The sequence below is a fragment of the Fimbriimonadaceae bacterium genome, assembly GCA_019454125.1.
Taxonomy (GTDB): Bacteria; Armatimonadota; Fimbriimonadia; order Fimbriimonadales; family Fimbriimonadaceae; genus JALHNM01.
Map to the genome: position 1 here is coordinate 1,547,903 of CP075365.1, position 25,263 is coordinate 1,573,165.

Genomic DNA, 25,263 nt, shown 5'->3' on the forward strand with positions numbered 1-25,263 from the left:
GCCCCGGTTGGGCCGCCGGTCTGGTGTCGGCGGAATAGAAATCCCTCCCTGCCACTGGGGCGGGGAGGGTTTTGCAGTGAGGAAAAAGGCGCGTTCAGGCGCTCATCCCGACATAGATCCGCTCGTAAGAGCGGACGCTGATCGGGCCGCCACCGACCTTGCCCTCTTCCTGGAGGTACTGGGTGACACTCTTCTTCTGGTCCGTGTACATCGGCTGCTCCAGCAGCACCTGGGACTGGTAGAACTCTTTGTTCACCCGGCCCTGGGCCGCCTTCTCGGCGATGTCCTCGGATTTGCCTTCGTTGATCGCGCGCTGCTTTTCGATCTCGATTTCCCGTTCGATAACCTCTCGCGGCACGTCGTCTTTCTTCAGGAAGCTGGGGGCAAATGCCACGGTTTGCACCGCAACCTGGTAGCCCGCGTCCTTGATGTTGCTGGCCGTGCCTTCGAGCTCGACCATGGACGCCTGCTTCCGGTTGTGGTGGTTGTAGACGGCGATGGTGCCTTCGGTCCGGTGGAACGTCGCTTTCTTCAGGACGATGTTCTCGCGGATAACGGCGACAGCCTGCTCGATCGCGGCGGCGACAGGTTCGCCGTCGACCATCACCTGGGCCGGGTCGGACGTCTCGGCCTCGAGGAACGCATTCGCGACTTTGGCCACAAGCGCCTTGAAGGTGTCGTTTCCGGAGACGAAGTCGGTCTCGCACTCGATCACGACTCCGGCGGCCTTTTTGCCGTCGGCGCTCGTGACGTAGTGGGCGATGCCTTCGCTCGTCGTGCGGTCCGCGCGCTTGGCGGCGGCGGCCTTACCGGTCTCTCGGAGGATCTGCCGAGCTTGGTCGAAGTCGCCCCCCGCCTTCTCGAGCGCGTTCTTGCACTCCATCATGGGCGCGTCGGTCTCCTCGCGCAGTCGCTTTACGTCCTTGGGGTCAATGGCCATCTTTCAGCTTTCCTCGCCTTCCATTTTGGGCTCGGCGGGGGTTTCGGTCTGGGGCTCGGCGTTCGTTTCGGCAGGGGCCGCCTCGGCCTTCTCGGATTCATTGAGGCCATGGCCGGCTTCGGCGGCGGCAACGGGTTCCACCGTCTCCTCGGCCTCCGGCGAGCTTGTCGAGGGCTCGAATTTGGTCCCGGGGACCGGACTGGCGAAGGGCGAGGCCCTCTCGCCGTCGTGCGATTCGCCGAAGGCGCGGAGGAACTCCTCCTCGACCTCGCCGAAGGCGACCGGCGCGGTCTCTTCTTCCTGCACCGTCTCGCCTTCCGTCATCGTCCCCTCGGTCATCGCTTCGTCATAGGGCTTGACTTCAAGGACTGCGTCGCTGATCTTGCTCGTCACGAGCCGGATCGCGCGGATGGCGTCGTCGTTGCCGGGGATCACGTAATCGGCCTCGTCAGGGTCGCAGTTCGTGTCCACGATCGCGACGACGGGGATCTTAAGCCTCTGGGCTTCCTTGACCGCGATCGACTCCTTGTTCAGGTCGACCACGAACATCAGCTTCGGCATCTCGCTCATGTGGCGGATGCCCTCCAGGTAGCGGTTGAGCTTGTCCCGCTCTTCCTCCCTCTTCAGCTGCTCCTTCTTCGGGAGGCGGCCAAGGTAGCCTTCCTCCTTCATCCGGTCGAGCTCCTTGAGCCGGGTGATGCGCTGCTGGATCGTGTCCCAGTTGGTCAGCATGCCGCCGAGCCACCGCTCGGTGACCCAGTACTGGCCGCTGCGCTGGGCCGCTTCGCGGACAGCCGCCTGGGCCTGCTTCTTGGTGCCGACGAAGAGCACGGTACCGCCGTCGGAGACGACGCGCTGGACGTAATTGAGGGCGTCCTCAAAAAGCTTGATCGTCTGGTGCAGGTCGACGATGTAAATCCCATTGCGGGCACCGTAAATGTAACGCTTCATCTTCGGGTTCCACCTTCGGGTCTGGTGACCGAAGTGGACGCCCGCCTCCAGAAGCTCTTTCATGCTGAGCTGGGGCATATTCTTCTCTGGGTTTTTTCCGCCGGCCCAGGCAATCCCCGCCAACCCTTCCGTAGAAGACCCTTGATAGCGGTACCGGAACCGTGTGAATTGACCCGGTTTCCCGGGCGGAAGTGAGGATACCAGCCGAAAACGAGGGCGGGTCGGGCCCAAAAAACTTAGGCGCTCGGCCTAACCGTTCCCCCCTTGCTGAACCGAAACTTTATAGGGGCCCCTAAGGGTGCCTCGGGTTGCGTGCGTGAAGCAAGGGTCAAGGAGGTCAGGGATAGCGTCGCTCGCGGACCGGTCGTTCGTCTCGGACGTCCTGCGCTTCGGCGTCGTCGGCGCCCTCATGCTTGGCGCCCTCATCGGCTTTATCGTCCTCTTGCCGACCGTCCCTCTCCATACGAAGACCGTCGCCGTCCACGTGCTCATCGGGTTGGGCACGTGCGTCGTGCTCAGCGCTTTCTATTTCGCCCGGAGCAGGCTGCCGATCGGGGGAGCCTTGGAACCTCGGGGCTTCTCGACCGCGCTTCTCGCCGTCGGCGCCCTTGCGGGGGCGACGGTTGAGGCCGTTGGCGCGTTCGTGCCCTCCTTCGAAGAGCACGCCCTGAACGGTCGCCTTTTCTGCCACCTCCTGATTGCCCTGGGCGTGGTCTTCGTCCCCAGACGGCTTGATTCCGGGCTGGCCCAGTTCCGGGCTATCCTGGAAGCGCTCCTCGTCAGCGCGTCGGTGGTCGTCGTCGGGTGGTACTTCCTCATCGGCCCCGTCTGGTTGAACCCCCCGTTCACGGGGGTCGACCTGTCGCAGCTTCTTCGACTGCTGGCCTGCGACCTTGTCTTGACTTCGGTGGTGCTGGTCTATATCCAGCGGGGTGCGATCGATGCCCACCGGGCGCCGATGTGGGTCCTGGCGCAAGTCGCGTTCTTCCTCTTTGGGACCGACCTCGCCTACTTCTATTTCGTGACGGGAGGCAAGGTGCCGCCGGTCTCGCTCTTGGACGCAGGTTCGGGCGTAGGTTATGTGCTCACCGGCATGGCTGCCTTTGCCGTCCGGTTCGGACCCTCCCGGAATGCGGACGCGCCCTTCCGGCTTCCCTCGCTATGGCAAGCCTCATTGCCGTTCCTCTCCTTGCCGGTGGTGCTGGGCATCCTCGTCCGCTCGGTCGGGAGCGGCGACGACGTGCGGCTCTCGACCGGTGTGGTCATCGGGGCGGTCACGTGCTTCGCCTTGGTGCTGATCCGCCAGGTCGCCTCACTGCACGAGAGCCGCACGCTTTACGGGAACCTGGTCCGAGCCTTTGACCGGTTGGAAGACCAGACCAACGAGATCGAGGCCCAGAACGAGGAGCTGCGCGAACTTAACGACCAGCTGGACCAAACGACAAAGCGGCTGGCCGAGGCCAATGTGTTGCTCCAGCGGATGGCGACAACCGACCCGCTCACCGGACTCGCCAACCGGCGCTCGCTCCAGCTTGAGTTCAGGCAGGCGGTGGACGAATGCAGGCGGCTCCGGGTGCCGATCGCGGTCGCCATGATCGACGTCGACCACTTTAAGAAGTACAACGACGCCCACGGCCACGCCGCGGGCGACGAGGCGCTCAGGCTGGTCGCGGACGCCATTCGCGAAGCCGTCCGCGCGGCCGACATCCCGGCCCGCTATGGAGGGGAAGAGTTCTCGGTGGTCTTGCCAGGGGCAGACGAGGCGGACGCGGCAACGGTCTCCGAACGGATCCGGATCGCGGTGCGAGACCTTGACCCCCCGCTCCAGAAGATCACGGCCAGCATTGGCTATGCCGTCATCACTTCCGAATGGGACATGGACCCCTCGAAGCTCTTCGTCCTCGCGGACGAGGCCCTCTATCGAGCCAAGCGTGAAGGGCGCGACCGCGTGGTCTCCTGGAACGAACCCGAGCGTAAGGGAGCCAAAGTCGAGCCCGCTCCGCCGCCGACCCTTATCCCGGTCTCCAGCGGAATCCGTCAGGAGATCGCGATCGCGATCGAGGCGGCCGTCTCCTTGGACGAGAACCGCTCAGTCCGCGACCGTGACCGAAGGAGCCTTGAGGCCCTCCTAGCCACGCTCGAACTCCGCGACACGGAGACGGTGGGCCACGGCGAACGGGTGATGTGGACCACCCTGCTCCTGGCGACCGTGATGCACGACACGGGGCTCTTCGCCCTCGACGTGAACTGGGCCAGGAAGCTGGCCTTTGGCGCCTTGCTCCACGATATCGGCAAGATAGGCGTCACCGACGTGATCCTCCGCAAACCGAGCAGCCTCGACGAAGTCGAGACCGGCTTGATGCGGCGACACCCCATGCTCGGCGTGCGCCTGGTCGAACGGTTTGACAACCTGGCCGATGCGCTCGACATCGTCCGAAGCCACCACGAGCGGTGGGACGGGCGAGGCTATCCGGACGGGCTCTCGAAGGAGGACATTCCCTTGGCGGCCCGGATCTTCGCGGTCTGCGACGCTTACGACGCAATGGCGAGCGTGCGGGCCTACCAAGGGGCGCAGCCGTATGACCGGATCTGCGAGGAACTGCGTGACTCGTCCGCCATCCAGTTCGACCCTGAGGTCGTCGAGTGCTTCCTTCGCATCCCGAAGACAGACCTCGACCTCATTGCGGAGGGCAGCGTCCAATGGGTCTTGGACGCGGTGTGGCGGCGGGTTTCGCCAGATGCCGCGATTTCGGCTTAACGTTCTGGCTTTTCGACTAGAATAGACTGATGGGACGAGCCCTCGACACGCGCTCTGGCCCGTGGGCCGGATTTTGGATCCAAGGCACTGTGCGAGGCACGATGCGGCTCACGCTTCGGTTCAAAGGCGGCCTCATCGCGGGCGACGGCGAAGACCGAAGCGGATCGTTCGCCATGCGCGGCACCTACGATCCGGACGGGAAGGTCGAGATCGCCAAGCTCTATGACCTGGCGTCGATCGTGGGCAACTGGGCGTGCCCGAAGCTGGAATACATCGGCACCTGGGACGGCACCCTCATCTCCGGGCTCTGGGAGGACGCGAGCCAGCCCCTCAACTGCGGCGAGTTCGAGATTTGGCCTGAAGTCGAGGAGACCGCGATAGCCCACGTCCTTGAATCGGAAGCGAGCCTCGAGTCCCTCTCCGCCCGCTAGTGGTAGATGGAATAGGGGTCCCAACCGCCCAGCGCCACCCGCAGCGTCGCCATCTGGCCGACGTGGTAGGTGTCGTGCAAGACGAGGTACTCCTTGGCGTCCATCAAGACGTGCTCCTCGTCCGAGGCGGCCGCCTCAACGGCCTTGGCCCGGGTGGTCCGCCAGCAGTCCAGGCGTTCGGCCAGGGTCGAGCCCGTGGGCTCCAGCGAGCCCCATTCGTGCTTCCTGCCCTCCACGTGGGCGAGAAAGGCGACGTAGGCTTCAGCCAGGTGGTGGAGGGTCTCCATCGGCGAAAGGGCGCTCGGCACGGCTTTGGCGTCCTTCTGAGCTTCCTCCAGACCCTCAAATACCTTCTCGACCTGGTACCCCGTCTCCTCCAAGAGGTCCGTCATCAATTCGCGGGCAGTCACCCTGCGAGGATAGCGGATCGGTAACCTGACGAACACTCCGTCCCATGCTGGGAGCCGACCTGACCCCGGACATCGTCCTGGACGCCTACCTCGCGGGGATGTTCCCCATGGGCGAGGAAGACGAGGTGTTCTTCTGCACCCTGCCTCCCCGGGCGGTCGTGCCCCTGGACGGGTTCCGGGTCTCGAGGTCGCTGCGCAGGCGCATCCGCTCTGGGCGGTTCACGGTCACGTTCGACCAGGCCTTCGCCCAGGTCATGGAGGGCTGCGCCCGTCCGGAAGGCACCTGGATCACCCCGGACATCCACCGGGTCTATGGCGAGATCCACCGAATGGGGTGGGGGCACTCGGTCGAGGTTTGGGAAGGCGGGGAACTCGTCGGCGGTTGCTACGGACTCGCCCTCGGCGGGGCCTTCTGCGCGGAGTCCATGTTCCACCGCCGTAGCGACGCCTCCAAAGTCGCTCTCTGGGCGCTGGTGGAGTGGTGCCGGGGTCTGGGGTTCGTCCTCTTCGACGCCCAGCAAATGAGCCCGCACCTGAAGAGTCTCGGGGGCCAGGAAATCGGCCAATTCCGGTATTTACGCAGGTTCTATCAGGCTGCAAGGGTCTGCACCCCTTGGAGCCTGGACCTTCGCCGCCTGATCGCGGCGGAAACCCAGTGAAGACTCGGGGATGGCGGCCAAGTCGATCCCCGAAGATCACCTTGTGCCCACGGACTGGGCCAAGGGTCAGGGATGGCAAAACGTCAGTTGAAAGTGGTCAAGCTCATCGAGCCCGACCTGTGCATGGAATGCCGGTTCGCGCAGATGGCCTCTGTCGAGATGCGGGATGGGAGCGTGCAACGGATGATCCACTGCAAGCGCCTGGATTGCGACAACTGGGACTATGCGACCGCGGAAGCGGCGAAGGGCGTCAAGGTCGAAGACGACGCCGGCTGAGTGTCACAATACAAAAGTGGACCAGGCCGGCTCTCGGCGCGACTTCCTAAAAAAAGCGCTTGTGGCGGGCGTGGCCGGTGCCGGTGCTTACGCATTCCTGGTCGAACCCGGCTGGCTCGCGTTTGAGCGCCTGACGGTTCCCATCCAAGACCTCCCCAAACCCTTCGAGGGCTACCGCATCGCCGTCCTCTCGGACATCCACTATCCGATGCGGATCTCGGCGGAGTTCGTCCAGGCGGCTTGCCGCTTGGCGATGAGCTTCGACCCGCACCTGGTGCTGCTGCCCGGCGACTTTGTGCACGGCCATTCGCGACCGAAAACGATGCCTTCGTTCCGAGGGCTGCTCGACGACCTGAACCCCCCAGACGGGGTGCTCGCGACCCTGGGCAACCACGATATCGCGATCGGTGAGGAGGCGGTGCGCCGGGAGCTCGGCCGCACGACCCCCGCCCGCATCATCGATAACGCGCACGTCCTGATCGAACGCGGTGGGGAAGCGCTCTGCATCGCTGGCGTCGGCGACATGTGGTACGGAGTCGTGGACCCAGACCGTGCCCTTGCGGGGGTCGACCCGGGGATACCGCGGATCCTCATGTCCCACAACCCCGACTTTGCCCACGACATGCCCCCGGGCCACCGCGTCGACCTTCAGATTTCGGGGCACACCCATGGCGGCGAGGTTTGGTTCCCCTTCTTCGGGGACCGCGTGATCCCGAGCAAGTACGGGGACACGTTTCGGCAAGGACTTGTCCAGGGCAGGCGGAACTTGGTCTACGTCACCCGAGGGATCGGCAGCCCGCGTGGGGCCAGGTTCTTGGAGCGTCCCGAGGTCACGGCGATTACTCTTACGCAGGCAGGATAGAACTTTGCCGGCCAATGCTACGGGAGGATGAACGCTCCCCACTGTCCCCCGTCGGGGGTCAGAAGATAGAAGCTATAGATGACGTTGCGCTTCACTTCTACGGATGAGACTTGGTCGAAGAAGGCCCTCGCCTCGGATTCCGAACGGAAGTCTCCGCCCACTGCTCCTACGTCTCGCATAACCGCTTTCATAAACATTTCCTGAAGGCGTGGGCTCACTGAGCCGCGGATGTAGTTCTCAGCCTTGGAAAGGTCGGACATGTTCCGGTCGCTTATCGGTAGCAAACTGAAAAGCGCATCTCTTTCCTGGTCCGGCCTCCCAGCATAAGTGTCCCAGTAAAAGTGCGTGATAGAAGAATCTTTCCTATAGGTATCGGGCTGGCGTGTTGCGACTTGGAACCCGCCAGGCCGGTTCCCGTTGCCGCCGGTGTTGAACCAAATGCCAGTTAGGGCACTGCCATCCATGCTTGTGCGGCATCCCGGGCCAGTCGCACCTTAAGGGCTCGACGACTTGCTTTGTCCTTGACTTGTGGCTCAAGCTCGGGGAAGAGGCCCCAGTTGATGTTCATCGGCGCGAAGTCGCGCTCGGTCGTGTCCTGCAGGTGCGCCAGCAGCGAACCCAAAGCTGTGGCGCGGGGCGGAGGCTCAACTTCCTGTCCTTTTGCCCGGGCGGACGCGACCAGACCTGCCCAAATGCCCATCGCGGCGCTTTCTACGTAGCCCTCGACCCCGGTGAGCTGCCCCGTGACGAGGACCCCAGGGGTCTCGCGCAGCTCCAGCCAGGGAGTCAGGACGCGGGGCGCGTCAATGTAGGTGTTCCGGTGGATCACGCCATAGCGGACGAACTCGGCGTTTTCCAGCCCCGGCACCATCTGGAAGACGCGCTTTTGCTCCCCAAAGCGGAGGCGGTTTTGGCAGGCCACGAGCGAGTAAAGGGTCTTCTCGCGGTTCTCCGGCCGTAGCTGCAGCGCGGCGTACGGCCGTCGTCCTGTGCGCGGGTCGGTGAGACCGACCGGTTTGAAGTTGCCGAACGCAAGCGATCGCTCTCCTTTCTCCGCGATGACTTCGATGGGCATGCACCCCGCGAAGTACTTCACCTTCTCGATGAATGCCCCCTCTTGGTCTGCCGGTGAAGGTTCTTGCCCGGTAGGAGCGGTGCGGTTCCCTCCCGCCTCGAAGGCGTGCAGGGGCACCCGCTCGGCTGCCACGAGCGCCCGCACGAACGCGGTGTACTGGTCCTTGTCGAACGGGCAGTTGAGGTAGTCGTCGCCTTCGCCTTTGTCGTACCGGCTTTGCGCGAAGACGACGTCTCGGTCGAGCGTGGCCGCGTCCACGGTCGGGCTGACCGCGTCGTAGAAATGAAGGTGCCGCCGGCCGGTCCTCTCCGCCAACCACTGGGATACGTGGTCGGTCGAGAGCGGGCCCGTGGCCAAGACGAGGACTCCGCTTGGGGCGAGGGTTAGGGAGGGGGGCCGCCATTCCTCGCGCACGACCTCGATGAGAGGGTGTGCCTCGATCGCCTCGGTCACCGCTCGCGAGAACTTCTCGCGGTCGACGGCGAGGGCCTGCCCGCCAGGGACCGCATGCTCGGCGGCCTTGGTCAAGACGAGCGAGCCAAGGGCCGCCATCTCTGTCTTCAGCTGCCCGGCCGGGGAGTCCGGTGCCTTTGACTTCAGGCTGTTCGAGCAAACGAGCTCGGCGAACCACGGCGTGGTGTGTGCGGGCGTGGTCGCTTGCGGCCGCATTTCGTAAAGTCGGACCGCCACCCCGCGCTCGGCGCAGGCCCAGGCGGCTTCGACCCCTGCGAAGCCTGCCCCGACGATCGTTACCACGCCCCTATTGTGATCCCCTTCGCTCAGAGCATCTTTGCGACGACCGCGTCGCCCATCTCGCTCGTGCTCACCAGTCGCGTGTCCTTCTCGAAGATGTCGGCCGTTCGCAAGCCCTCGGCCAGCGCAGACTCGACCGCGGCCTCGATCCGGTCGGCCAAGGCGGCGTCCCCGAAGGAATAGCGGCACATCATCGCGGCGCTGAGGATCGCGGCCAGGGGGTTTGCGCGGCCCTGGCCGGCAATGTCCGGTGCGGAACCGTGGACGGGCTCATAGAGACCGAAGACGCGGTCTCCCTTCGGAGCGCCGAGGCTCGCGCTGGGCAGCAGCCCGAGCGAACCCGTGATCATCGAAGCCTCGTCCGAAAGAATGTCGCCGAACATGTTCTCTGTGAGGATCACGTCGAACTGGCCCGGGTCGCGGATGAGCTGCATCGAGCAGTTGTCAACGAGCATGTGGCTGACGCTGACGTCCGGGTTCTTCGCGGCGTACTCGTCCACCACTTCGCGCCAGAGGCGGCTGGTCTCAAGGACGTTGGCCTTGTCCACGCTCACGATCTGCCGCTTGCGCGCGCGGGCGATCTCGAACGCAGTCTGGGTGATGCGCTCGACCTCGTAGCGGTGGTAGACGCAGGTGTCCACCGCCTTCGTGTTGTCCTCCGAGCGGATGCGCGGCTCGCCGAAATAGATCCCGCCGGTGAGCTCGCGCACGACCACCAGGTCCATCATGCTGCGGCCTTCTTTCAGCGGCGACGCGTGGACGAGGGCCCTTAGGGTCTTTGCGGGCCGCAGGTTCGCGTAAAGGTTCAGCTCGCGGCGGAGGGGGAGGAGGGCGCCGATCTCCGGCCGCAGGGAAGGCGGGTCGATCTTGTCCCACTTGGGACCGCCCACCGCGCCCATGAGGGCCGCGTCCGAGGCTTTGCAGAGGTCGAGCGTGGCTTGGGGCAGGGGGTGACCGGTCTCGTCGTAGGCTGCGCCTCCGAGCAGCGCGTACTCGAACTCGTAATCCGCGTGTCCTGCCCGCAGGACCTTGACGGCTTCGTCGATGACTTCTGGGCCGATGCCGTCGCCCGGCAGCACCGCGACCTTGTGGGGCATAGGGCCGATTATGGCAGTGACGCGCGCGTCCCGGCTTCGCCCCGTGGTTCTCGGCCCGGACTGCCAGCCGGTAACATGCGGCGCGTTCGCCGAGTGAACCGATGCCGACTGCCTACCTCCTCGACCTCGACGGGACACTCATCGATTCCGAGCCCTACTATAAGCGGGTGGAAGTCGACGTGCTGCAAAAAATGGGCGTCCCCATGACCTTCGAGGAGATGGAAGGCTACACCGGGACTCCCCTGGTGGACTGGCTCGCTCGAGTCGAGGAGAAGCACCGCGTCGCCCTCTCTCCGGCCGCCTTCGTCGAGGCCTACGCGCCCTTGATGATCGACCACGTGCGGCACGATGTGACGCTCTTTCCCGATGCGGAGCGGCTGCTCGAGCGGATCGAGGGCCCTGCCGCGCTCGTCACATCGTCCATGGGTTGGTACGTGCGGGCGGTCCTGGAGCGCTTTCCCCTCATCGGGGAGAAAGTTGAGGCGGTCGTCACCGCGGACGACGTTTCGAAGGGCAAGCCCGACCCGACCCCCTACGCCCAGGCGGCAGAACTCATCGGGGCTTGGCGTAGCGACTGCCTTGCCTTCGAAGACTCCGTGAACGGAGTGGCCAGCGCGGCGGGGGCGGGGTGCCGCGTGATCGGTGTCGACCGCGACGGCCTCGGCCACTTGACGGGGGCACACCGGGTCGTGCGCTCGCTAGACGAGTGCCTCACCGGAAGTCCCGCTTCGGCAAACTGAGGAACCTAGGAACAGAAATTGCCAGGGGCGAGTTGCCCCTGGCAGGTGAGGGAAGAGGCGAGACCTCGCGGCCTTACTTTTCTTCCTTGAACTCGGCGTCGATCACTTCTTCGCCGCTGCCTTTGGCACCGGCTCCGACCCCCGCTTCGACCTTCTCCTCGGCGCCCGGCTGTCCCGTGTTCGCCGATTCGTAGAGCTTCTGCGAAAGGGCGTGGCTCTCCGTCTCGAGCTCTTGGAGGGCGGTCTTGAGGCCGTCGAAGTCGTCCCGCTCCTTGGCTTGCTTCACCGCGTCGAGCTTCTCCTGGATGCGTTGGCGGTCGGCGTCGCTCACCTTGTCGCCGAGGTCGCGCATCGATTTCTCGACGGTGGCGCTGAGGCGGTCGGCCTCGTTCTTGGTCTCGGCAGCGTCGCGAACGCGCTGGTCGATCTGGGCGTTCTGCTCGGCTTCCTTCACCATGCGCTCGATCTCCTCCTTTCCGAGGTTGCCGCTGCCGGTGATCGTGATCTTCTGCTGGTTGCCGGTGGCCTTGTCCTGCGCGCTCACGTGGAGGATGCCGTTCGCGTCGATGTCGAACGTGACCTCGATCTGTGGCACACGGGCCGGGGCGGGAGGGATGCCGCTCAGGTTGAACTGCCCGAGGCTCTTGTTCTGGTTGGCCATCGGGCGCTCGCCCTGCAAGATGTGGATCGTGACCTCGGTCTGGCTGTCGACCGCGGTCGTGTACGACCGGCTCTTCTTGGTCGGGATCGTCGTGTTGCGGTCGATGAGCTTGTCCATGACCCCGCCCTGGGTCTCGACACCGAGGCTCAACGGGGTCACGTCCAAGAGGACGACGTCTCGGACGTCGCCGCCGAGGACGCCGGCTTGGATCGCCGCGCCGACTGCGACCACTTCGTCCGGGTTCACGCCCTTGTGCGGATCCTTGTTGATCATCCGCTTGACCAGGTCTTGCACCATGGGCATGCGGGTCGAACCGCCGACGAGGATCACCTCGTCGATCTTGCCGATGTCGACTTTGGCGTCGGCCAGGGCCTGCTTCACCGGGTTCTCGACGCGTGCCAGGAGGTCGCTGCAAAGCTCCTCGAACTTGGCGCGGCTCAGGTTCATCTCCAGGTGCACCGGCTCGTTCTCGATGGCCGTGATGAAGGGCAGGTTGACGTCCGTCGTCACCTGGCTGGAGAGCTCGATCTTGGCCTTCTCCGCCGCCTCGCGCAGTCGCTGAAGGGCCTTGGTGTCCTTCCGCAAGTCCACGCCGTGCTGCTTCATGAACTCGGTGGCGGCATAGTCGACGATCTTCTGGTCGAAGTCGTCACCGCCCAGGTGGCTGTCGCCGGCGGTGGACTTCACTTCGAAGACGCCGTCGCCCACGTCCAGGATCGAAACGTCGAACGTGCCGCCGCCCAGGTCGAAGACCAGGATGCACTCGTTCGTCTTTTTGTCCAGGCCATAGGCCAGGCTCGCCGCGGTCGGCTCGTTGATGATGCGGAGCACCTTCAGGCCCGCGATCTCGCCCGCGTTCTTGGTCGCGGTGCGCTGGCTGTCGTTAAAGTACGCCGGGACGGTGATGACCGCCTGGTCAACCGGCTCCCCGAGGTACGCCTCGGCGTCCGTCTTCAGCTTCTGGAGGATCATCGCCGAGATCTCCTCCGGCGTGAAGTCCTTCTCGACCGCAGGGATGTGGACGGCAACTTGGCCGTTCTTGCCCTGGACGACCTTGTAGCTCACGCGCTTGGCCTCTTCCGCGACCTCGCTGAGGCTGTGGCCCATAAAGCGCTTGATGCTCGCCACGGTGTTGCCGGGGTTCGTGACGGCCTGGCGCTTGGCAGTGACGCCGACAAGCCGCTCCCCGTTCGTCTTGAAGGCGACCACGCTTGGAAGCGTCCGCGTGCCCTCGGCGGTGGCGATGACCTTCGGTTCGCCCCCTTCCATCACGGCGACGACGCTGTTCGTGGTGCCCAAATCGATTCCGACGACTCTTCCCATAATCTTCCTAGTTCGTTAGCCTTAGGCTCAGTTGACTTGAGCGCTACACGCTCATGTTCTAACGCGGATGATACCAGATGGGTTCCAGGAGAGGGGCCGATGACAGTCGCGAGGGTGGGCTGGGCGGGACCGCTGCCCCTGGAAACGGGCGGAAGTCACGATGACCGACTGGGCCGTAAGGGCCATATCACCGATTACTGATAGGACTTGGAACATTCATTAGCGGCCCCCCGTAGTGTGCCGTGACGGGCGACCGCCCGGTTAAACGGAGAAAAATGACTAGCTTCAACAAGCTCGGGGCGACCTTACTCGCCGTCGCCGCCATCTCGATGAGTGCCACCGCGATGGCCCCGAACAAGGACATTGTCGACACCGCCGCAGGGAACCACGATTTCTCGACGCTCGTGAGCCTGGTCAAGGAGGCCGGCCTCGTCGAGACGCTCAAGGGCAAGGGCCCGTTCACTGTCTTTGCCCCGACCAATGAAGCCTTCAAGAAGCTGCCGAAGGCCACCCTCGAGGCGGTCAAGAACGACAAGCAGCTTCTGAAGAACGTGCTCCTCTACCATGTGGTGCCGGGCAAGGTGACTGCCGACCAGGTCGTGAAGACCAAGTCTGCCGGCACGGCGCTGGGTGGCGGCGCGACGCTGAAGTTCACGGTGAAGAACGGCAAGGTCTTCATCAACGACAAGACCCGCGTCGTGAAGACGGACGTCATGGCCACGAACGGCGTGATCCACGTGATCGACAGCGTCCTCATCCCGCCGAAGAAGTAAACCGGCTTCGAGCGATGATGGTGGTGGCCGCCCCGATTTCACACGTTTGAGATCGGGGCGGCCCGACTTTTTGCACGCCGCTTATGGCCTCGTTCGTAAAAGTCCGGCATGAGGAACCTCCGAAGATCGGTGCTCAGCGGCGCACTCGTTTTGGTCGCCGCGAACGTGATGGCCCAAGAGGAGACGAACGACGGCACGCTGGCTCAATACATCGCCCGCACGCACGAAGTTTCGACGTTTGGCAAGCTTGTCGAGGACGCGGGGTTGCTCCAGCAGCTCACGAGTGCAGGCCCCTACACCCTGTTCGTTCCCAGCAACGACGCCTTCGAGCGGCTCGAAGCGGGGAAGCTTAACGCCTTGCGTAATGACCGGGAGGGACTGCGCCGGCTCCTCTTGTACCACGGGGTGCCAAGCTCGGTGGACTCGTCCACCCTTGGCGCCAACCGGGAAATGGAGACTCTGATCGGCCCCACCGGTCCGAAGCTCCACGCGGTGATGAAGGATGGCAGGATGCTCGTGAACGGCAAGGCCATCGCGACCACGACTAACATTCGGGTCGGGAACGGCACGATCCACATCATTGACACCGTTCTGACGCCCCCGATCCCCACCACGGGCGCGGACGGTGGCGGCGGGTAGCTCTCTGACCTAGTAACTGAAAGCAAGCGAGCGGATATCATCAGGCGACTTTGGCCGAAGATATCCGCTCACTCCGCTTGGAAAAGCTCGCGCGATTGCGCGAGCTTGGCTTTGACCCGTTCAGGATCGAACGGTGGGAGCGGACCGACACGGCAAAAGGTCTCCAGGAGCGGTTCGAAGAGCTCGGGGGAGAGGCGGAAGACGTCGCCCAAAAGACGGACGTCTGTTTTGCCGGACGGCTCGTCTCCATGCGCGTGATGGGCAAGGCGGCCTTCGCTCACCTGAGCGACGGGGACGAGAAGATCCAGGGCTATTTCAAGAAGGACGACCTTGGCGAAGACGCCTGGCAAGCGTTCCAGCTCCTCGATATCGGGGACCACGTCGGCGTGAAGGGCTATCTTTTCCGCACGCGGACGGGCGAAGCCTCGATCCACGTTCGCGAGATGGCGCCACTTTCCAAGTCGCTGCAGGTCTTGCCGCTGGGGAAGGAGAAGGACGGCCAGCAGTGGTATGGCTTAAGCGATGTTGAAGAGCGGTACCGCCACCGGCACCTGGACTTGGTGTGCAACGCGGACGCCCGGCAGGTTCTGCTCGTGCGGTCCCGGATCGTCTCGGCCGTAAGGCGGTTCTTCGAATCGCGCGACTTCATCGAAGTCGAGACGCCGATGCTTCAGCTCGAGGCGGGCGGCGCAGCCGCGCGCACCTTCAACACGCACTTCAACGCGTACGACATCGACGTCAAGCTCCGCATCTCGCTCGAACTGTATCTGAAGCGGATCATCTGCGGTGACGTGCCGAAGGTCTTCGAACTCGGCCGCGTCTTCCGAAATGAGGGCGTGAGCAACCGCCACAACCCGGAGTTCACGCTGCTCGAATGGTACGAGGCGTACGCGAACCTGGAGGACGTGATGGCCACGGTCGAAGACCTGTTCTCGTTCGTGACAAGCCAGATCGGCATCGACCCCGAGGCGGGCGGCCCGGACTTCACCAAGCCCTGGCGGCGGGTGCAGTTGCTGGAGGAGATTGAGAAGCATGCGGGCCTGACGCCGGCCGATCTTTCCTCTCTAGAGTACGCCAAGAAGGCGCTCGGAGAACGGGAGATCGTCAATCCCGCGACGGGGAAGCGGATCCATGTCGGCGAGGAGGCCCACCTTGGCGGGTTGATCGAAAAGCTGCTCGAAGTCTTCGTCGAACCGACCTTGATCGAACCAACGTTCGTGGTCGGATACCCGATCGAGACTTCGCCCCTCGCGAAGAAGGATCCGGCCCGGCCCGGGTTCACGCGGCGGTTCGAGGGGTACGTGCTCGGGCGCGAGATCTGCAACGCGTTCAGCGAGATCAACGACCCGATTGACCAGCGCGAGCGGTTCGAGGCGCAGGTCCGCGAGCGCGCCCGCGGGGACGACGAGGCCCACCCCATGGACGAAGAGTTCCTTTACGCGCTGGAAGGGGGAATGCCCCCCACCGGCGGCTGCGGCATCGGGATCGACCGCATGGTCATGCTCCTCACCGGGTGCGACCATGTGCGCGAAGTCTTACTCTTCCCGATGATGAAACCGGTGGAGGATTAGCGCCTTTCTCTTGATGCTAATTCGGCAATCAGTTTTGCGCGACGACGGTCGCCGGGATGATCCACTTGTCGCCGGCCTGGATGCCGTACTTCTTGAGCGTGCCCGGTTTGAGCTCGATCACGTACTTACCGGCCCCTTTTGAGGAGTAGTCGGTGGTCGTGTCGAGCGCCTTCATCGTGTATCCGTTTAGCATCTTGCCGTTCTTGTCGATGTAGGCGATGTCCAAGTCCACCAAAGTGTTCTGCATCCAGAAGCGCAGCGGTTGCTCCTGCAGGAACACGAAGATCATGCCTTCGTCCGCCTTGTAGTCGCTGTCCTTAAGAAACATCATTCCCTCTTCGCGCTTGCGGCTCGTGTCCATCACCCAGAGGTTGAAGGTCTGGTCCTTGACCTTCACCTTCGCGACCGCGAGGTCGTCCAGCTGGAAGAGGCGGTCCTCAACATGGCGGTGCTGCTTCTCGTCCTGACCGGCGCCGGCCGAGGCGGCCTCCTGCTGTTCGGGAGCCGGGTTTTTGTCCAGCTCGGGGGTTGGGGTCACGATCTTATACTGGGGGGAAGGCGCGGCCGAAGTGGCCTGCTCCTGGTTCGTGCATCCGACGGCGAAGAGAGCGGCGGCAAAAAGAATGGGGGCCATGGTTCTGCTCCTGGACATCCGGTCTTTGATTCTGACGACCATCAGGGTGAAACGGCACGGGATGCCGGTGCAAATGAGTCCCAACGCTGCTCGAACTGGTCGATCGCCCCGCCGTGGACGAGGGTGGTCCCGATCAGGTCGAGCCCGGCCATCAGCTGTTGCCGTGTCGTTTCGTTCATCGAGAAGGGGAAGGACTGGCCGGCGAGTCGGACCTCGCGAGCCTGGAGGTCGACCGTCGCCTCAGCGCCGGAACCGGCCGCCACCAGCTGGGCGTGGGAAGCAGGGTCGAGCTCCACCAGGCACAGCCCGCAGTTGCCCGCGTTGCTGCGAAAGATGTCGCTGAACCCGGCGGAATCCGAATCCTTGCGCGCCACCACGGCCTTAAACCCCGCTTGCTGGATCGCCCAGACCGCGTGCTCGCGGCTGGATCCGCAGCCGAAATTGGTACCCGTGACCAGGATCGTGGCGCCTGCCGCTGCGGGGTGGTCGAGGGGGAAGTCAGATCCGCGGACATCCTTAAAGAGGAGCTCGCCATATCCCGACCGCTCGACTCGGCTGAGGAAGCGCGCGGGGATGATCCGGTCTGTATCCACCTGGTCGGCGTCATAGACCGCCAAGCGCCCCGTGTGGCTGAGGAAAGCCTGCACACGCCGATTTTACTTGAGGCGGGCACGACAATTTAGCCCCGTGCGCGACCGCCCTCATTGCCGGTCATCGCGACGGGGCCTTGCTAAGAGAGGTTCAATTCCTTTGGGCTTGCATCCGGGGGGAAGGCGGGGCGACCTCGACGTTCGCCATGGCGGGAGCGAGCAGGTAGACGTTCTCGCCGATCTCCTCCCAAGTCCCCTCGGCCGCATAGTTGACCCCGCACATAAAGTCCTTGATCTTCTCACGGAGCTCGGTGGAGGCCATCGCCAGGTTCAAGACCTGTTGCTCGCCGCGCTTGATGCCGTCGGCCGCGGCGACCGCGTCCTGGAACGAGACGATCTGCCGGCGCACGGTGATGGAGTAGCGGTGGGTCGTGTGGACCCGGAACGTGTTGCCGGTCGGGGCCTCAATGTCCTCGAATTCTTCTTCCTCGCGTCGTGCGAAAGCGAACAGCCGCGTGAAAAGGCCGGGCCTTTCAATAGTTTCTTCCATGATTCCTTTGTCCTTCCTTGGTCGCTACCGTTCGCCAAAGATCGCGGACCCGACTCTCACGTGGGTGGCTCCCTCTTGGATCGCCACGTGAAGATCCGCGCTCATTCCCATGCTCAGCCATTCAGCGTTGTGGCTCCTGCCCAACCGCGCCAATTCGCGGAACACCTTACGGCTTTGCTCAGCATCGTCTGCCAAAGGACCGATAGTCATTAGGCCACGATAACGAACGTCCTTGCATTCTAGAAGACGCTGGACCATCCTGTCAAGAGTTTCAGGCAAAACACCCGCTTTTTGCTCCTCGCGACCTACATTGACTTCGATAAGACCGTCGATTGTGCGTCCACTTTTCGCCAATTCTCGGAGTTGCGACTCGTTTTCCAGCGTATGGACCGCGGTGAAAACCTGGCCGACTTTCTTCGCCTTGTTGGACTGAAGGCGGCCAATGAAATGCCACCGCACGTCCGCAGGCAGCCGGTCGATCTTTGTGAGCGCCTCTTGAAGCCGGCTCTCGCCAAAATCGCGGAGGCCTAGCGCATAGGCAACGCTAATATCCTCCGCGCTGACGGTCTTGGTGACGGCCACTAAAGTCACGGAGTCCCGAGGGCGGCCAGCCGTGCGGCACGCATCGGCCACGCGCGCTTCGACCGCTGCGAGCCGTTCCCGGATCTCCTCGAACCGTCCCTCTTCGACCATAATTCGCTCCGGTGGTCAACCCGAGTCCAGAAGAGTATCGTCGTCGGGCGCTTGCGGGGTTGCGGGTCCCGGTTTGGATCGATCTTCTGGCCGATGTCGAGACGCCGGTCGGCGCCTATTGGAAGCTTGCCCAGGGAGAAACCCACAGCTTTCTGCTGGAAAGTGTAACGGGCGGCGAGCAGCTTGGACGTTACAGCATCATTGGCGTCCGCCCGCGTGACGTCGTCCGCGTGAAAGGTGGAAAGGTCAAGAGTTTCGCGGGTGAAAGGCCGCTTGATGAAAAGGAAGACCCGTTGGGTTGGCTTCGGGGCGAAATTCCAGAAGTCGAGCTCTTCGGGCTCGGGGCGATGCCGAAACTTATTGGTGGCGCCGTCGGATTTATCGGCTACGACTATGTGCGATCCATCGAGCGATTGCCGCAGAGTGCGACCGACGACCTGGACATCGACCTCGTCGCGATGATGCTTGTCGATTGCGTCGTGGTGTTCGACCACGCCAAGAACCGCATCCGTATCGTTTTTCTGGCGGATGGAACTGAGCAGGGTTATCAGATTGCGATCAAGGAGATCGCCAGGATCCGAGCGCTTCTTGAGGGCCCGCTTCCGCCCCTCCCACACGAGGGCCAGGCGCCGAACGAAGTCGTCCAGAACCGCACGCGGGAAGACTACGAGGGCGCAGTGCGCCGAATCGTGCAGTACATAGAAGCGGGCGACTGCATCCAGGTCGTGCCTTCCTTAAGGTTTAGCACAAAGATCGAAGCGCAGCCGATATCGGTTTACCGAGCGTTGCGGTCCTTGAACCCTTCACCCTATATGTTTCTTATGAGGTTTGGTGACTTCGATATCGTAGGTGCATCGCCGGAATCCCTCGTCGGCCTGGAGGACGGAGTCGCAAGGGTCCGGCCGATTGCGGGGACGCGTCCGCGCGGAGAAAGCGAGGCCGAAGACGCGCGCCTGGCCACCGAACTCCTTGCAGACGAGAAGGAGCGTGCCGAGCACGTGATGCTCGTCGATCTAGGGCGTAACGACCTCGGCAAAGTTTGTGATATCGGAAGTGTCGATGTCGACCAACTTATGGTGATCGAGCGGTATAGCCATGTCATGCACATCGTCAGCAACGTGACGGGCACTTTGAGCAGTGGCCTGGACGCGGTCGACTTGGTGCGCGCCGTTTTCCCGGCGGGCACGGTGAGCGGCGCGCCAAAGGTGCGCGCCATGCAGATCATCGAAGAATTGGAACCGACCCGGCGCGGGCTCTATGCGGGGGCGGCCGGCTACTTTTCGGCGGGTGGCCACATGGACCTTGCCATTGCCATCCGCACAATCCTCATCAAGGACGGCACCGCACACGTGCAGGCTGGTGCGGGCATTGTCTACGACTCCATCGCGGAAAGGGAGTACGACGAGTGTGTGAACAAAGCGAGGGCCTCGCTGGCCGCGCTAGAGCGCGGCCAATCCGGCAATCTCGTCTGAGGGTCAGTCCTCGTCGTCGTCAAGGATCTGGGTCGACTTGTCGACGACGCCAGAGCGCCTCTTAATCTGGCCATAAGCGCCGCCGCCAGCGGGCGGAGTGGCCTCGCGCGGTGCCTGTGCCGGTTGAAGCGGGGCCGCGGCCGTGCTGGGCGCGACTCCGGCTGCGATCTGGGCCTGCAGCTTGTTCTCTCGCGTCGCCTCGGCCATGAGGCCCGCGCTCTCTCCCTTCGCCTTGATCGTCGCCTCGTTCCAAAGGTAGAGGATCGGTGTGGCGTTCAAGATCGAGGAGTAGGTGCCGATCGCGATGCCCAGGAACATGGTGAGGACCATGAACTTGAGCTCAGGGGTCGGCGTTCCGATGAAGAGCAGGATCAGCAGCGGGATCAGCGCGGAGGCGCTGGTGTTGATGGACCGGGCCAGCGTCTGGCTCACCGAGACGTTACAGAGGTGCTCGAAGGTCCAGCCCTTGTGGGGCTTGCGCAGGTTCTCCCGGATGCGGTCGAAGATGATAATGGTGTCGTGGACGGAGAAGCCGATGACGGTCAGCATCGCCGTGATGAAGAGGGCGCTGATCTCCCAACCCAAGGCGAAACCGACGATCGCGGCTGTGCCCACCACGAACAGAACGTCGTGAAGGAGCGCGATCACGGCGGAGAGGCCGAACTTGACGCCGTTCTTGAACCCGCCGACCGAACTGCCGAATCGAATCGCCAGGTAGACCATGATCAGCAGGGAGGCGACGAGGACGCCAGAGATCGCGTTGCTGACCGTCTCCCTTGAGACCTGCGGGCCGACCGCGTAGAAGCTGCTTCCCTCGGTCGAGAGCCCGGCCGCCTGGGCGATTCTCTCCTTGGCCGTCGGGTCGGAGGCGGAGAGCCCTTCCGTCGGAGGAATGGTCAGGTAGACCACGCGGCCCTTGGAGGAGTCCGCGAACTTGACGTTCACGTTCTTGACGCCCAGCGTGGAGAGGCCTTGGCGGATCTGCTCCGCGCTTTTGCCCTCGGGCAGGAAGTACGAGGCCTCGAAGCCGCCTTGGAACTCGACGTTCGGCTTGATGCCGCCAGCGGCCAGGGCGATGAGGCCGGGCAGAATGAGCGCGGCCGAAATGAGGAAGAACCGCTTGCTGTTCTGGACGACCTTAAGCGGCTTCGTCTCGGCTTCCCGCTCGATCTTCTCGCCGAACCAGTTGCGGTTCAGGGCGTAATGCTTCAGGTTCGTTCCGATCCCGAGGCTCACGAGGCCTTGGATCATCGCCCGGGTCACCACGAAGGCGGTGAAGAAGGACAGGGCGACGCCGATCGCGAGGGTGCTCGCGAAGCCTTTCACCTGCCCGGTACCGAAGTAGAACAAGACCAGACACGTGATGATGGTCGCGATGTTCGAGTCGATGATGGACGAGAGAGCGCGCTTGAACGCGATCTCGATCGCCCGCATCAGTTCGCGGCCGTTGCGGATTTCCTCCTTCAACCGCTCGAACACCAGGATGTTCGCGTCGACCGCCATGCCCGTCGAAAGGATGAACGCGGCGATCGCGGCGAGGGAGAAGGTCGCTTTGGTGAGGATGAGGACGGCCAGCGTGATGACCCCGTAGAGGATCATCGCGGCCGCGGCGACCGCGCCAGGGAAGGCGTAGTAGACGATCAGGAAGATACAGATGACGGCCAGCGAGATGAGGCCCGCCGTGACCATCTCGTTCAGGGCCTGGACGCCAATGGTCGGATCGACCTTTTGGCTCTCAAGCTCTATAAGCGGAACCGGCAGGGAGCCGGCGCGGATCAGCTCCGTGAGCTGCTGGACGTAGCGCGGAGGGAAGTCGCCGTCGATAAAGGCGTTGTCGCTGAGGATCGTCCCGTCTTTGACAGGGGCGATGCTCAGAACCTTGTTGTCCAGGACGAAGGCGATCTTCTCGCCCCGGTTCATGTACTTGCGGCTCCACGCCTCGAGCTTCCTGGCACCGGACGAGCTGAAGGTGAAGTAGGGCTGTGTCCGGCTGCCGTTGACCTGGGCCTGGGCGTTGGCGACGTCTTCGCCTTCCAGGATCACCTCCCATGTCTTGATCATGTCGACATAGGCGGGGTCGCCCGGGCCGAACACCTCATCGCCAGCGCGGCGGCCGAACGTCACATAGGTGACGTCATTGATCACCTTGTCGCCCGCTTCCTTATACCGGCGGTTCGGGGCGTCCTCGGTGGAGACCGTCTTGGCCCAATAGCAGACGACCTTCGCCGTGTTGCTAAGGATCGAACGGGCCTCGTCCTCGTTCGTAAAGCCGGGGAGCTCGATGATGAACTGGTCTTGACCCTTGGCCGAAACGCTCGGCTCAGAGACACCGATCGCGCCCGAGGCACGATTGGTGAGGATCGTCTTCATCTTCGATTGGAGTTCACCGAGCCGCCCTTTTTGTTCGGCGGAGATCTCGGAAGTGTCCATCTGGTACGTAAAGCGGACACCGCCTTTGACGTCGAGACCGTAGCTGACCTTTTGGGTAGCTAGGACGAAGCCTGAGGCGACTGCTAGGACGAGGACAACGAGTAGGAAGAGGGCGCCGCGCGACTGCAACGAAGGGTCTCCAAAGTTCGCCCAATTTAGGCGAAAGGCGAGTATACCGACGCAAAGCTAAACTTGCGTCCAAGGCCCGTTTGCGGGCCCAGTTCAGTCCCGAGCCCAGAACATCGGCCCGGAGGCTTCCGAGACCACCGCTTGCCGCAAGGTGTCCACCGCTTTCGCAAGGCCCTCGCCGGTCGACATCAGGCTGTCCTCGTGCTCGATGCTCAGGACGTCGTCGTAACCGACCGTGCGCAGCACGGTGACGAACTCCCGCCACCAGTCCACTCCGTGGCCATAGCCCACGCTCCTGAAGACCCACGACCGGTTCAGGACGTCGCCGTACGACTTCGTGTCGAGGTTCCCGTTCCTAAGGGCGTTGGCGGGCTCGACCCGGGTGTCCTTCGCGTGCACGTGGAAGAGGGCGCCGGCGAGGCCGAGCTCCCGGGCCGCGACCAGGGGGTCGATGCCCTGCCACCAAAGGTGCGAGGGGTCGAAGTTCGCTCCGATCCACTTGCCGTGCTCGCCGACCTCGCGGCGCAGCCGGAGCAGGGTCTCGTTGGAATAGACCACAAAACCGGGGTGCATCTCGATGCAGAACCGCACCCTGTGCTCGGAAAGGAAGGCGGCTTGGTCGCGCCAGTAGGGCACGACCGCTTCCCGCCACTGCCAATCGAGGATGTCGCGAAACTCGTCGGGCCAGGCACAAGTCACCCAGTTCGGGTTCTTTGCGTCCGGGCCGTCGCCGGGACAGCCGCTAAACCCGTTCACACGGTCGATGCCGAGGAGGGGGGCGAGCTGGACCGCAGTCCGGAAGGCATCGTGGTGGGCTTGGGCGATCCCTCGGTCGGGGTGAAGCGGGTTGCCGTGCACGCTGATGGCGCTGAGTGCGAGCCCTCGGGAGGCGATTTCATCGAGCCAGACTCGTCGCGCTTCCTCGTCGTTCAGCAGCCTGCCCGCGTCGAGGTGCGACGAGCCGGGATAGGCGCCGGCCCCGATCTCCACCGCCTGGACGCCTGCCGCCTTCGCCGCGTCGAGGGCCTCTGGCAACCCGCGGTCGCCGAACAGCGCAAGGAACAGCCCGATCTTCACCGCACCGATATACCCGGGAGGCGGCCCCCAAGACCTGGCAAAAGAAACTGCCCAAACTGTCCAGCCGGGCCTGTAGAATCGCACCGTGAGGATCTTGGTTTCACTTGTCTTGCTGGCCTCTTCGGTCGCCTGGGCGCAGCTGGCCGATTGGCCGGTCGCCGTCGGCGGCAATCCGTCCCGGAACGGGCTGTCGGCGGTGGACGGGCCGACCGCTCCGAACCTCGTCTGGACGGGCGGCCTCTCCGCCGTCATAGCCCAGCAGGGAGTGGCGGAAGGGGACAACTTCGTCGTCGCGCGAATTTTCAACCTGAACGACGTGCTCCAGGGCACCGCGATCTGTTGCTACCGGGTCAGCGACGGGACCCAGCTCTGGCAGAAGAGCCTCCCCGTCGACAACGCCGCGACCGACTGGAGGAACAAGGTCAGCGCCGTCCGGAACGGGGTCGTCTACGCCACTCGCGCGGGGAACACGAACGGTTCGCCCCTCTATGCCCTGCGCATCAGCGACGGGAGCGTCATCTGGAGGTCTGCGGACCTCGTCGACGAGTCATCGACCGAGAGCCTTTCCTTTACGCCGGACGACGACATCATCGCAGGAAACTTCACAAACGTGAAGCGGATCCGCGCGAGCGATGGGACGACCGCCTGGACGATAAATCGGGCCTCGCCGACCAGCGACGGGTCCAGCGTGGCCGTCTTCGGCAACCGGGGCTATACGTGGGAAGCCGGTGCCCAAGGCCCGAGAGTCGTGGCGCTGGACCTGGCCAACGGCACGATCCGCTTCCGCTCGCCCGGGATCGTCGGGGGCATCGTCCAACAGGTCGGCCTCTTTGTGGGCCGAGACGGAACCGTCTACGCTCCCCGGACGCAGAACAACCCCGTGACCGACTTCCTGGTCGCCTTCCAGGACACGGGCTCTGACTTCCTCGAGAAGTGGCGGTTCCCGATGGGCTATGCCCCTTTCGCAAGCCACGCGGTCGGCCCGGACGGGTCGATTTATGCCTATGCCCGGTCGAACCCGCCGACCATCGTCCGCCTGGACCCGACTTCCGGGGCGGTTCTCTCGGCTTCGCCCGCCATCAACACCGACTTCTTCCAGCCCCGGATCGCGGTCGATGCGGCCGGCCGTGTCTTCTTCACGAACGGAGGCTTTAGCCAAGGGGCGGTGTACTCGTTCAACCCAGACCTGAGCCTGCGCTGGACCGCAGCGGTCCCGAACGTGAACCTCGGCGGGCCGGTCATCTGTGCCGATGGCACGCTCATCGTCTGCGGAACTGGGACGAACATCCGCGCTTATCGCGACCCGCAGGACACGCTTCCAAGCGAGTTCCAGATCTTTCGCGGGGCCTTGGAGTCGGGCGGCCTCCAGGAGCTGTTGCGTAGCGACGACACTTATCTGACCGTTCGGAACGGCCCCGTGCTGAACTTGCAGGAGGCCCCGATCGCCGTGGACGTCCGCTCGGTCTCGCCGAGCGCCAGCCCCTCGTCCTTTGAGTTCACTCTCGAGACCCGCGTCTCGACGACCGGTCTCCTCCAGGAAACCTTGCTCTACGATTGGTCTCAGGGGCGCTTTGTGCTCCTGGACAGCAGGGCGGCAACCGCCGTCGACACCGTCGTGACCGTTCCGGTCGCGAACCCGGCGCCTTATATCGAGGCAGGGACGAGGCGGATCGCCGCCCGCGTCCAGTTCCGAAAGACGGGCCCGACGCAGGCCAACGCGTTCCGGGCGTTCTACGACCGCCTTGCGTGGCGCATCCGGTAAGGGCGGC

At 63.8% G+C, this 25,263-nt stretch carries 24 protein-coding genes; 11 read left to right on the plus strand and 13 right to left on the minus strand.

Annotated features, from left to right (window positions below):
• Positions 1 to 94: 94 nt before the first annotated feature.
• Positions 95 to 940 carry a translation elongation factor Ts gene (gene tsf, locus KF733_07675; GenBank protein QYK54883.1) on the minus strand — a complete coding sequence of 282 codons (846 nt, stop codon included), beginning with the start codon at positions 938 to 940 and terminating at the stop codon, positions 95 to 97.
• Positions 941 to 943: 3 nt separating this feature from the next.
• Positions 944 to 1,969 carry a 30S ribosomal protein S2 gene (gene rpsB, locus KF733_07680; protein ID QYK54884.1) on the minus strand — a complete coding sequence of 342 codons (1,026 nt, stop codon included), beginning with the start codon at positions 1,967 to 1,969 and terminating at the stop codon, positions 944 to 946.
• Between the two features lie 238 nt (positions 1,970 to 2,207).
• Here rpsB and KF733_07685 point away from each other — a divergent pair, with 238 nt between their 5' ends.
• Positions 2,208 to 4,649 (plus strand): diguanylate cyclase, encoded by a 2,442-nt coding sequence (locus KF733_07685; GenBank protein ID QYK54885.1) that lies wholly within the window; start codon positions 2,208 to 2,210, stop codon positions 4,647 to 4,649.
• 29 nt (positions 4,650 to 4,678) lie between these two features.
• Entirely contained in the window at positions 4,679 to 5,080 is a 402-nt protein-coding gene (locus tag KF733_07690; protein ID QYK54886.1) for a hypothetical protein, read from the plus strand.
• Here the strand turns inward: KF733_07690 and KF733_07695 are convergent.
• On the minus strand, positions 5,077 to 5,490 hold the full coding sequence (locus tag KF733_07695) for a hypothetical protein (protein ID QYK54887.1): 414 nt from the start codon (positions 5,488 to 5,490) through the stop codon (positions 5,077 to 5,079). The genes KF733_07690 and KF733_07695 overlap by 4 nt on opposite strands.
• Before the next feature lie 44 nt (positions 5,491 to 5,534).
• On the opposite strand from KF733_07695, the gene aat reads away from it, so the two are divergent.
• The 3 genes from aat to KF733_07710 all read left to right on the plus strand — a co-directional run bounded on the left by aat (position 5,535) and on the right by KF733_07710 (position 7,287).
• Entirely contained in the window at positions 5,535 to 6,149 is a 615-nt protein-coding gene (gene aat, locus KF733_07700; GenBank protein ID QYK54888.1) for a leucyl/phenylalanyl-tRNA--protein transferase, read from the plus strand.
• A 72-nt stretch (positions 6,150 to 6,221) separates the two neighbouring features.
• A complete protein-coding gene (locus KF733_07705; protein QYK54889.1) occupies positions 6,222 to 6,425 on the plus strand; it encodes a hypothetical protein in 204 nt (67 codons plus the stop codon).
• Between the two features lie 16 nt (positions 6,426 to 6,441).
• On the plus strand, positions 6,442 to 7,287 hold the full coding sequence (locus tag KF733_07710; protein ID QYK54890.1) for a metallophosphoesterase: 846 nt from the start codon (positions 6,442 to 6,444) through the stop codon (positions 7,285 to 7,287).
• Positions 7,288 to 7,304: 17 nt separating this feature from the next.
• Here the strand turns inward: KF733_07710 and KF733_07715 are convergent, their stop codons facing one another.
• The 3 genes from KF733_07715 to leuB form a co-directional block, all read right to left on the minus strand.
• Positions 7,305 to 7,547: a hypothetical protein gene (locus tag KF733_07715; protein ID QYK54891.1), complete on the minus strand. Its 243-nt coding sequence runs from the start codon at positions 7,545 to 7,547 to the stop codon at positions 7,305 to 7,307.
• 185 nt (positions 7,548 to 7,732) lie between these two features.
• Positions 7,733 to 9,118, minus strand: a complete 1,386-nt coding sequence (gene trmFO / locus KF733_07720; protein ID QYK54892.1) for a methylenetetrahydrofolate--tRNA-(uracil(54)-C(5))-methyltransferase (FADH(2)-oxidizing) TrmFO — start codon at positions 9,116 to 9,118, stop codon at positions 7,733 to 7,735.
• A gap of 23 nt (positions 9,119 to 9,141) precedes the next feature.
• On the minus strand, positions 9,142 to 10,212 hold the full coding sequence (leuB, locus tag KF733_07725) for a 3-isopropylmalate dehydrogenase (protein QYK54893.1): 1,071 nt from the start codon (positions 10,210 to 10,212) through the stop codon (positions 9,142 to 9,144).
• Positions 10,213 to 10,313: 101 nt separating this feature from the next.
• On the opposite strand from leuB, the gene KF733_07730 reads away from it, so the two are divergent.
• Positions 10,314 to 10,952 carry an HAD family phosphatase gene (locus tag KF733_07730; GenBank protein ID QYK54894.1) on the plus strand — a complete coding sequence of 213 codons (639 nt, stop codon included), beginning with the start codon at positions 10,314 to 10,316 and terminating at the stop codon, positions 10,950 to 10,952.
• A gap of 73 nt (positions 10,953 to 11,025) precedes the next feature.
• On the opposite strand, the gene dnaK is transcribed toward KF733_07730, so the two are convergent.
• Entirely contained in the window at positions 11,026 to 12,936 is a 1,911-nt protein-coding gene (dnaK, locus tag KF733_07735; GenBank protein ID QYK54895.1) for a molecular chaperone DnaK, read from the minus strand.
• Positions 12,937 to 13,211: 275 nt separating this feature from the next.
• On the opposite strand from dnaK, the gene KF733_07740 reads away from it, so the two are divergent.
• The 3 genes from KF733_07740 (at position 13,212) to lysS (ending at position 15,919) form a co-directional block, all read left to right on the plus strand.
• On the plus strand, positions 13,212 to 13,709 hold the full coding sequence (locus tag KF733_07740) for a fasciclin domain-containing protein (GenBank protein QYK54896.1): 498 nt from the start codon (positions 13,212 to 13,214) through the stop codon (positions 13,707 to 13,709).
• Positions 13,710 to 13,817: 108 nt separating this feature from the next.
• Entirely contained in the window at positions 13,818 to 14,348 is a 531-nt protein-coding gene (locus KF733_07745) for a fasciclin domain-containing protein (protein QYK54897.1), read from the plus strand.
• Between the two features lie 50 nt (positions 14,349 to 14,398).
• Positions 14,399 to 15,919 carry a lysine--tRNA ligase gene (gene lysS, locus KF733_07750; GenBank protein QYK54898.1) on the plus strand — a complete coding sequence of 507 codons (1,521 nt, stop codon included), beginning with the start codon at positions 14,399 to 14,401 and terminating at the stop codon, positions 15,917 to 15,919.
• A 28-nt stretch (positions 15,920 to 15,947) separates the two neighbouring features.
• Here lysS and KF733_07755 read toward each other — a convergent pair whose 3' ends face one another.
• The 4 genes from KF733_07755 to KF733_07770 form a co-directional block, all read right to left on the minus strand.
• Positions 15,948 to 16,553, minus strand: a complete 606-nt coding sequence (locus KF733_07755; protein ID QYK54899.1) for a DUF192 domain-containing protein — start codon at positions 16,551 to 16,553, stop codon at positions 15,948 to 15,950.
• A 41-nt stretch (positions 16,554 to 16,594) separates the two neighbouring features.
• Positions 16,595 to 17,200, minus strand: a complete 606-nt coding sequence (leuD, locus tag KF733_07760) for a 3-isopropylmalate dehydratase small subunit (protein ID QYK54900.1) — start codon at positions 17,198 to 17,200, stop codon at positions 16,595 to 16,597.
• Positions 17,201 to 17,294: 94 nt separating this feature from the next.
• The gene (locus KF733_07765; GenBank protein QYK54901.1) at positions 17,295 to 17,693 is read right to left on the minus strand and encodes a cell division protein SepF; all 399 of its coding nucleotides are present in this window, start codon (positions 17,691 to 17,693) and stop codon (positions 17,295 to 17,297) included.
• A gap of 24 nt (positions 17,694 to 17,717) precedes the next feature.
• Positions 17,718 to 18,386 carry a YggS family pyridoxal phosphate-dependent enzyme gene (locus KF733_07770; GenBank protein QYK54902.1) on the minus strand — a complete coding sequence of 223 codons (669 nt, stop codon included), beginning with the start codon at positions 18,384 to 18,386 and terminating at the stop codon, positions 17,718 to 17,720.
• Between the two features lie 11 nt (positions 18,387 to 18,397).
• On the opposite strand from KF733_07770, the gene trpE reads away from it, so the two are divergent.
• Complete coding sequence (gene trpE / locus KF733_07775; protein QYK54903.1) at positions 18,398 to 19,858, plus strand: anthranilate synthase component I; 1,461 nt, start codon at positions 18,398 to 18,400, stop codon at positions 19,856 to 19,858.
• Positions 19,859 to 19,861: 3 nt separating this feature from the next.
• Here the strand turns inward: trpE and secD are convergent, their stop codons facing one another.
• Complete coding sequence (gene secD, locus KF733_07780; protein ID QYK54904.1) at positions 19,862 to 22,417, minus strand: protein translocase subunit SecD; 2,556 nt, start codon at positions 22,415 to 22,417, stop codon at positions 19,862 to 19,864.
• Positions 22,418 to 22,510: 93 nt separating this feature from the next.
• Positions 22,511 to 23,494: a sugar phosphate isomerase/epimerase gene (locus KF733_07785; protein ID QYK54905.1), complete on the minus strand. Its 984-nt coding sequence runs from the start codon at positions 23,492 to 23,494 to the stop codon at positions 22,511 to 22,513.
• A gap of 85 nt (positions 23,495 to 23,579) precedes the next feature.
• On the opposite strand from KF733_07785, the gene KF733_07790 reads away from it, so the two are divergent.
• Positions 23,580 to 25,256, plus strand: coding sequence for a PQQ-like beta-propeller repeat protein (locus KF733_07790; GenBank protein QYK54906.1), 1,677 nt, complete (start codon positions 23,580 to 23,582; stop codon positions 25,254 to 25,256).
• Positions 25,257 to 25,263: the final 7 nt, after the last annotated feature.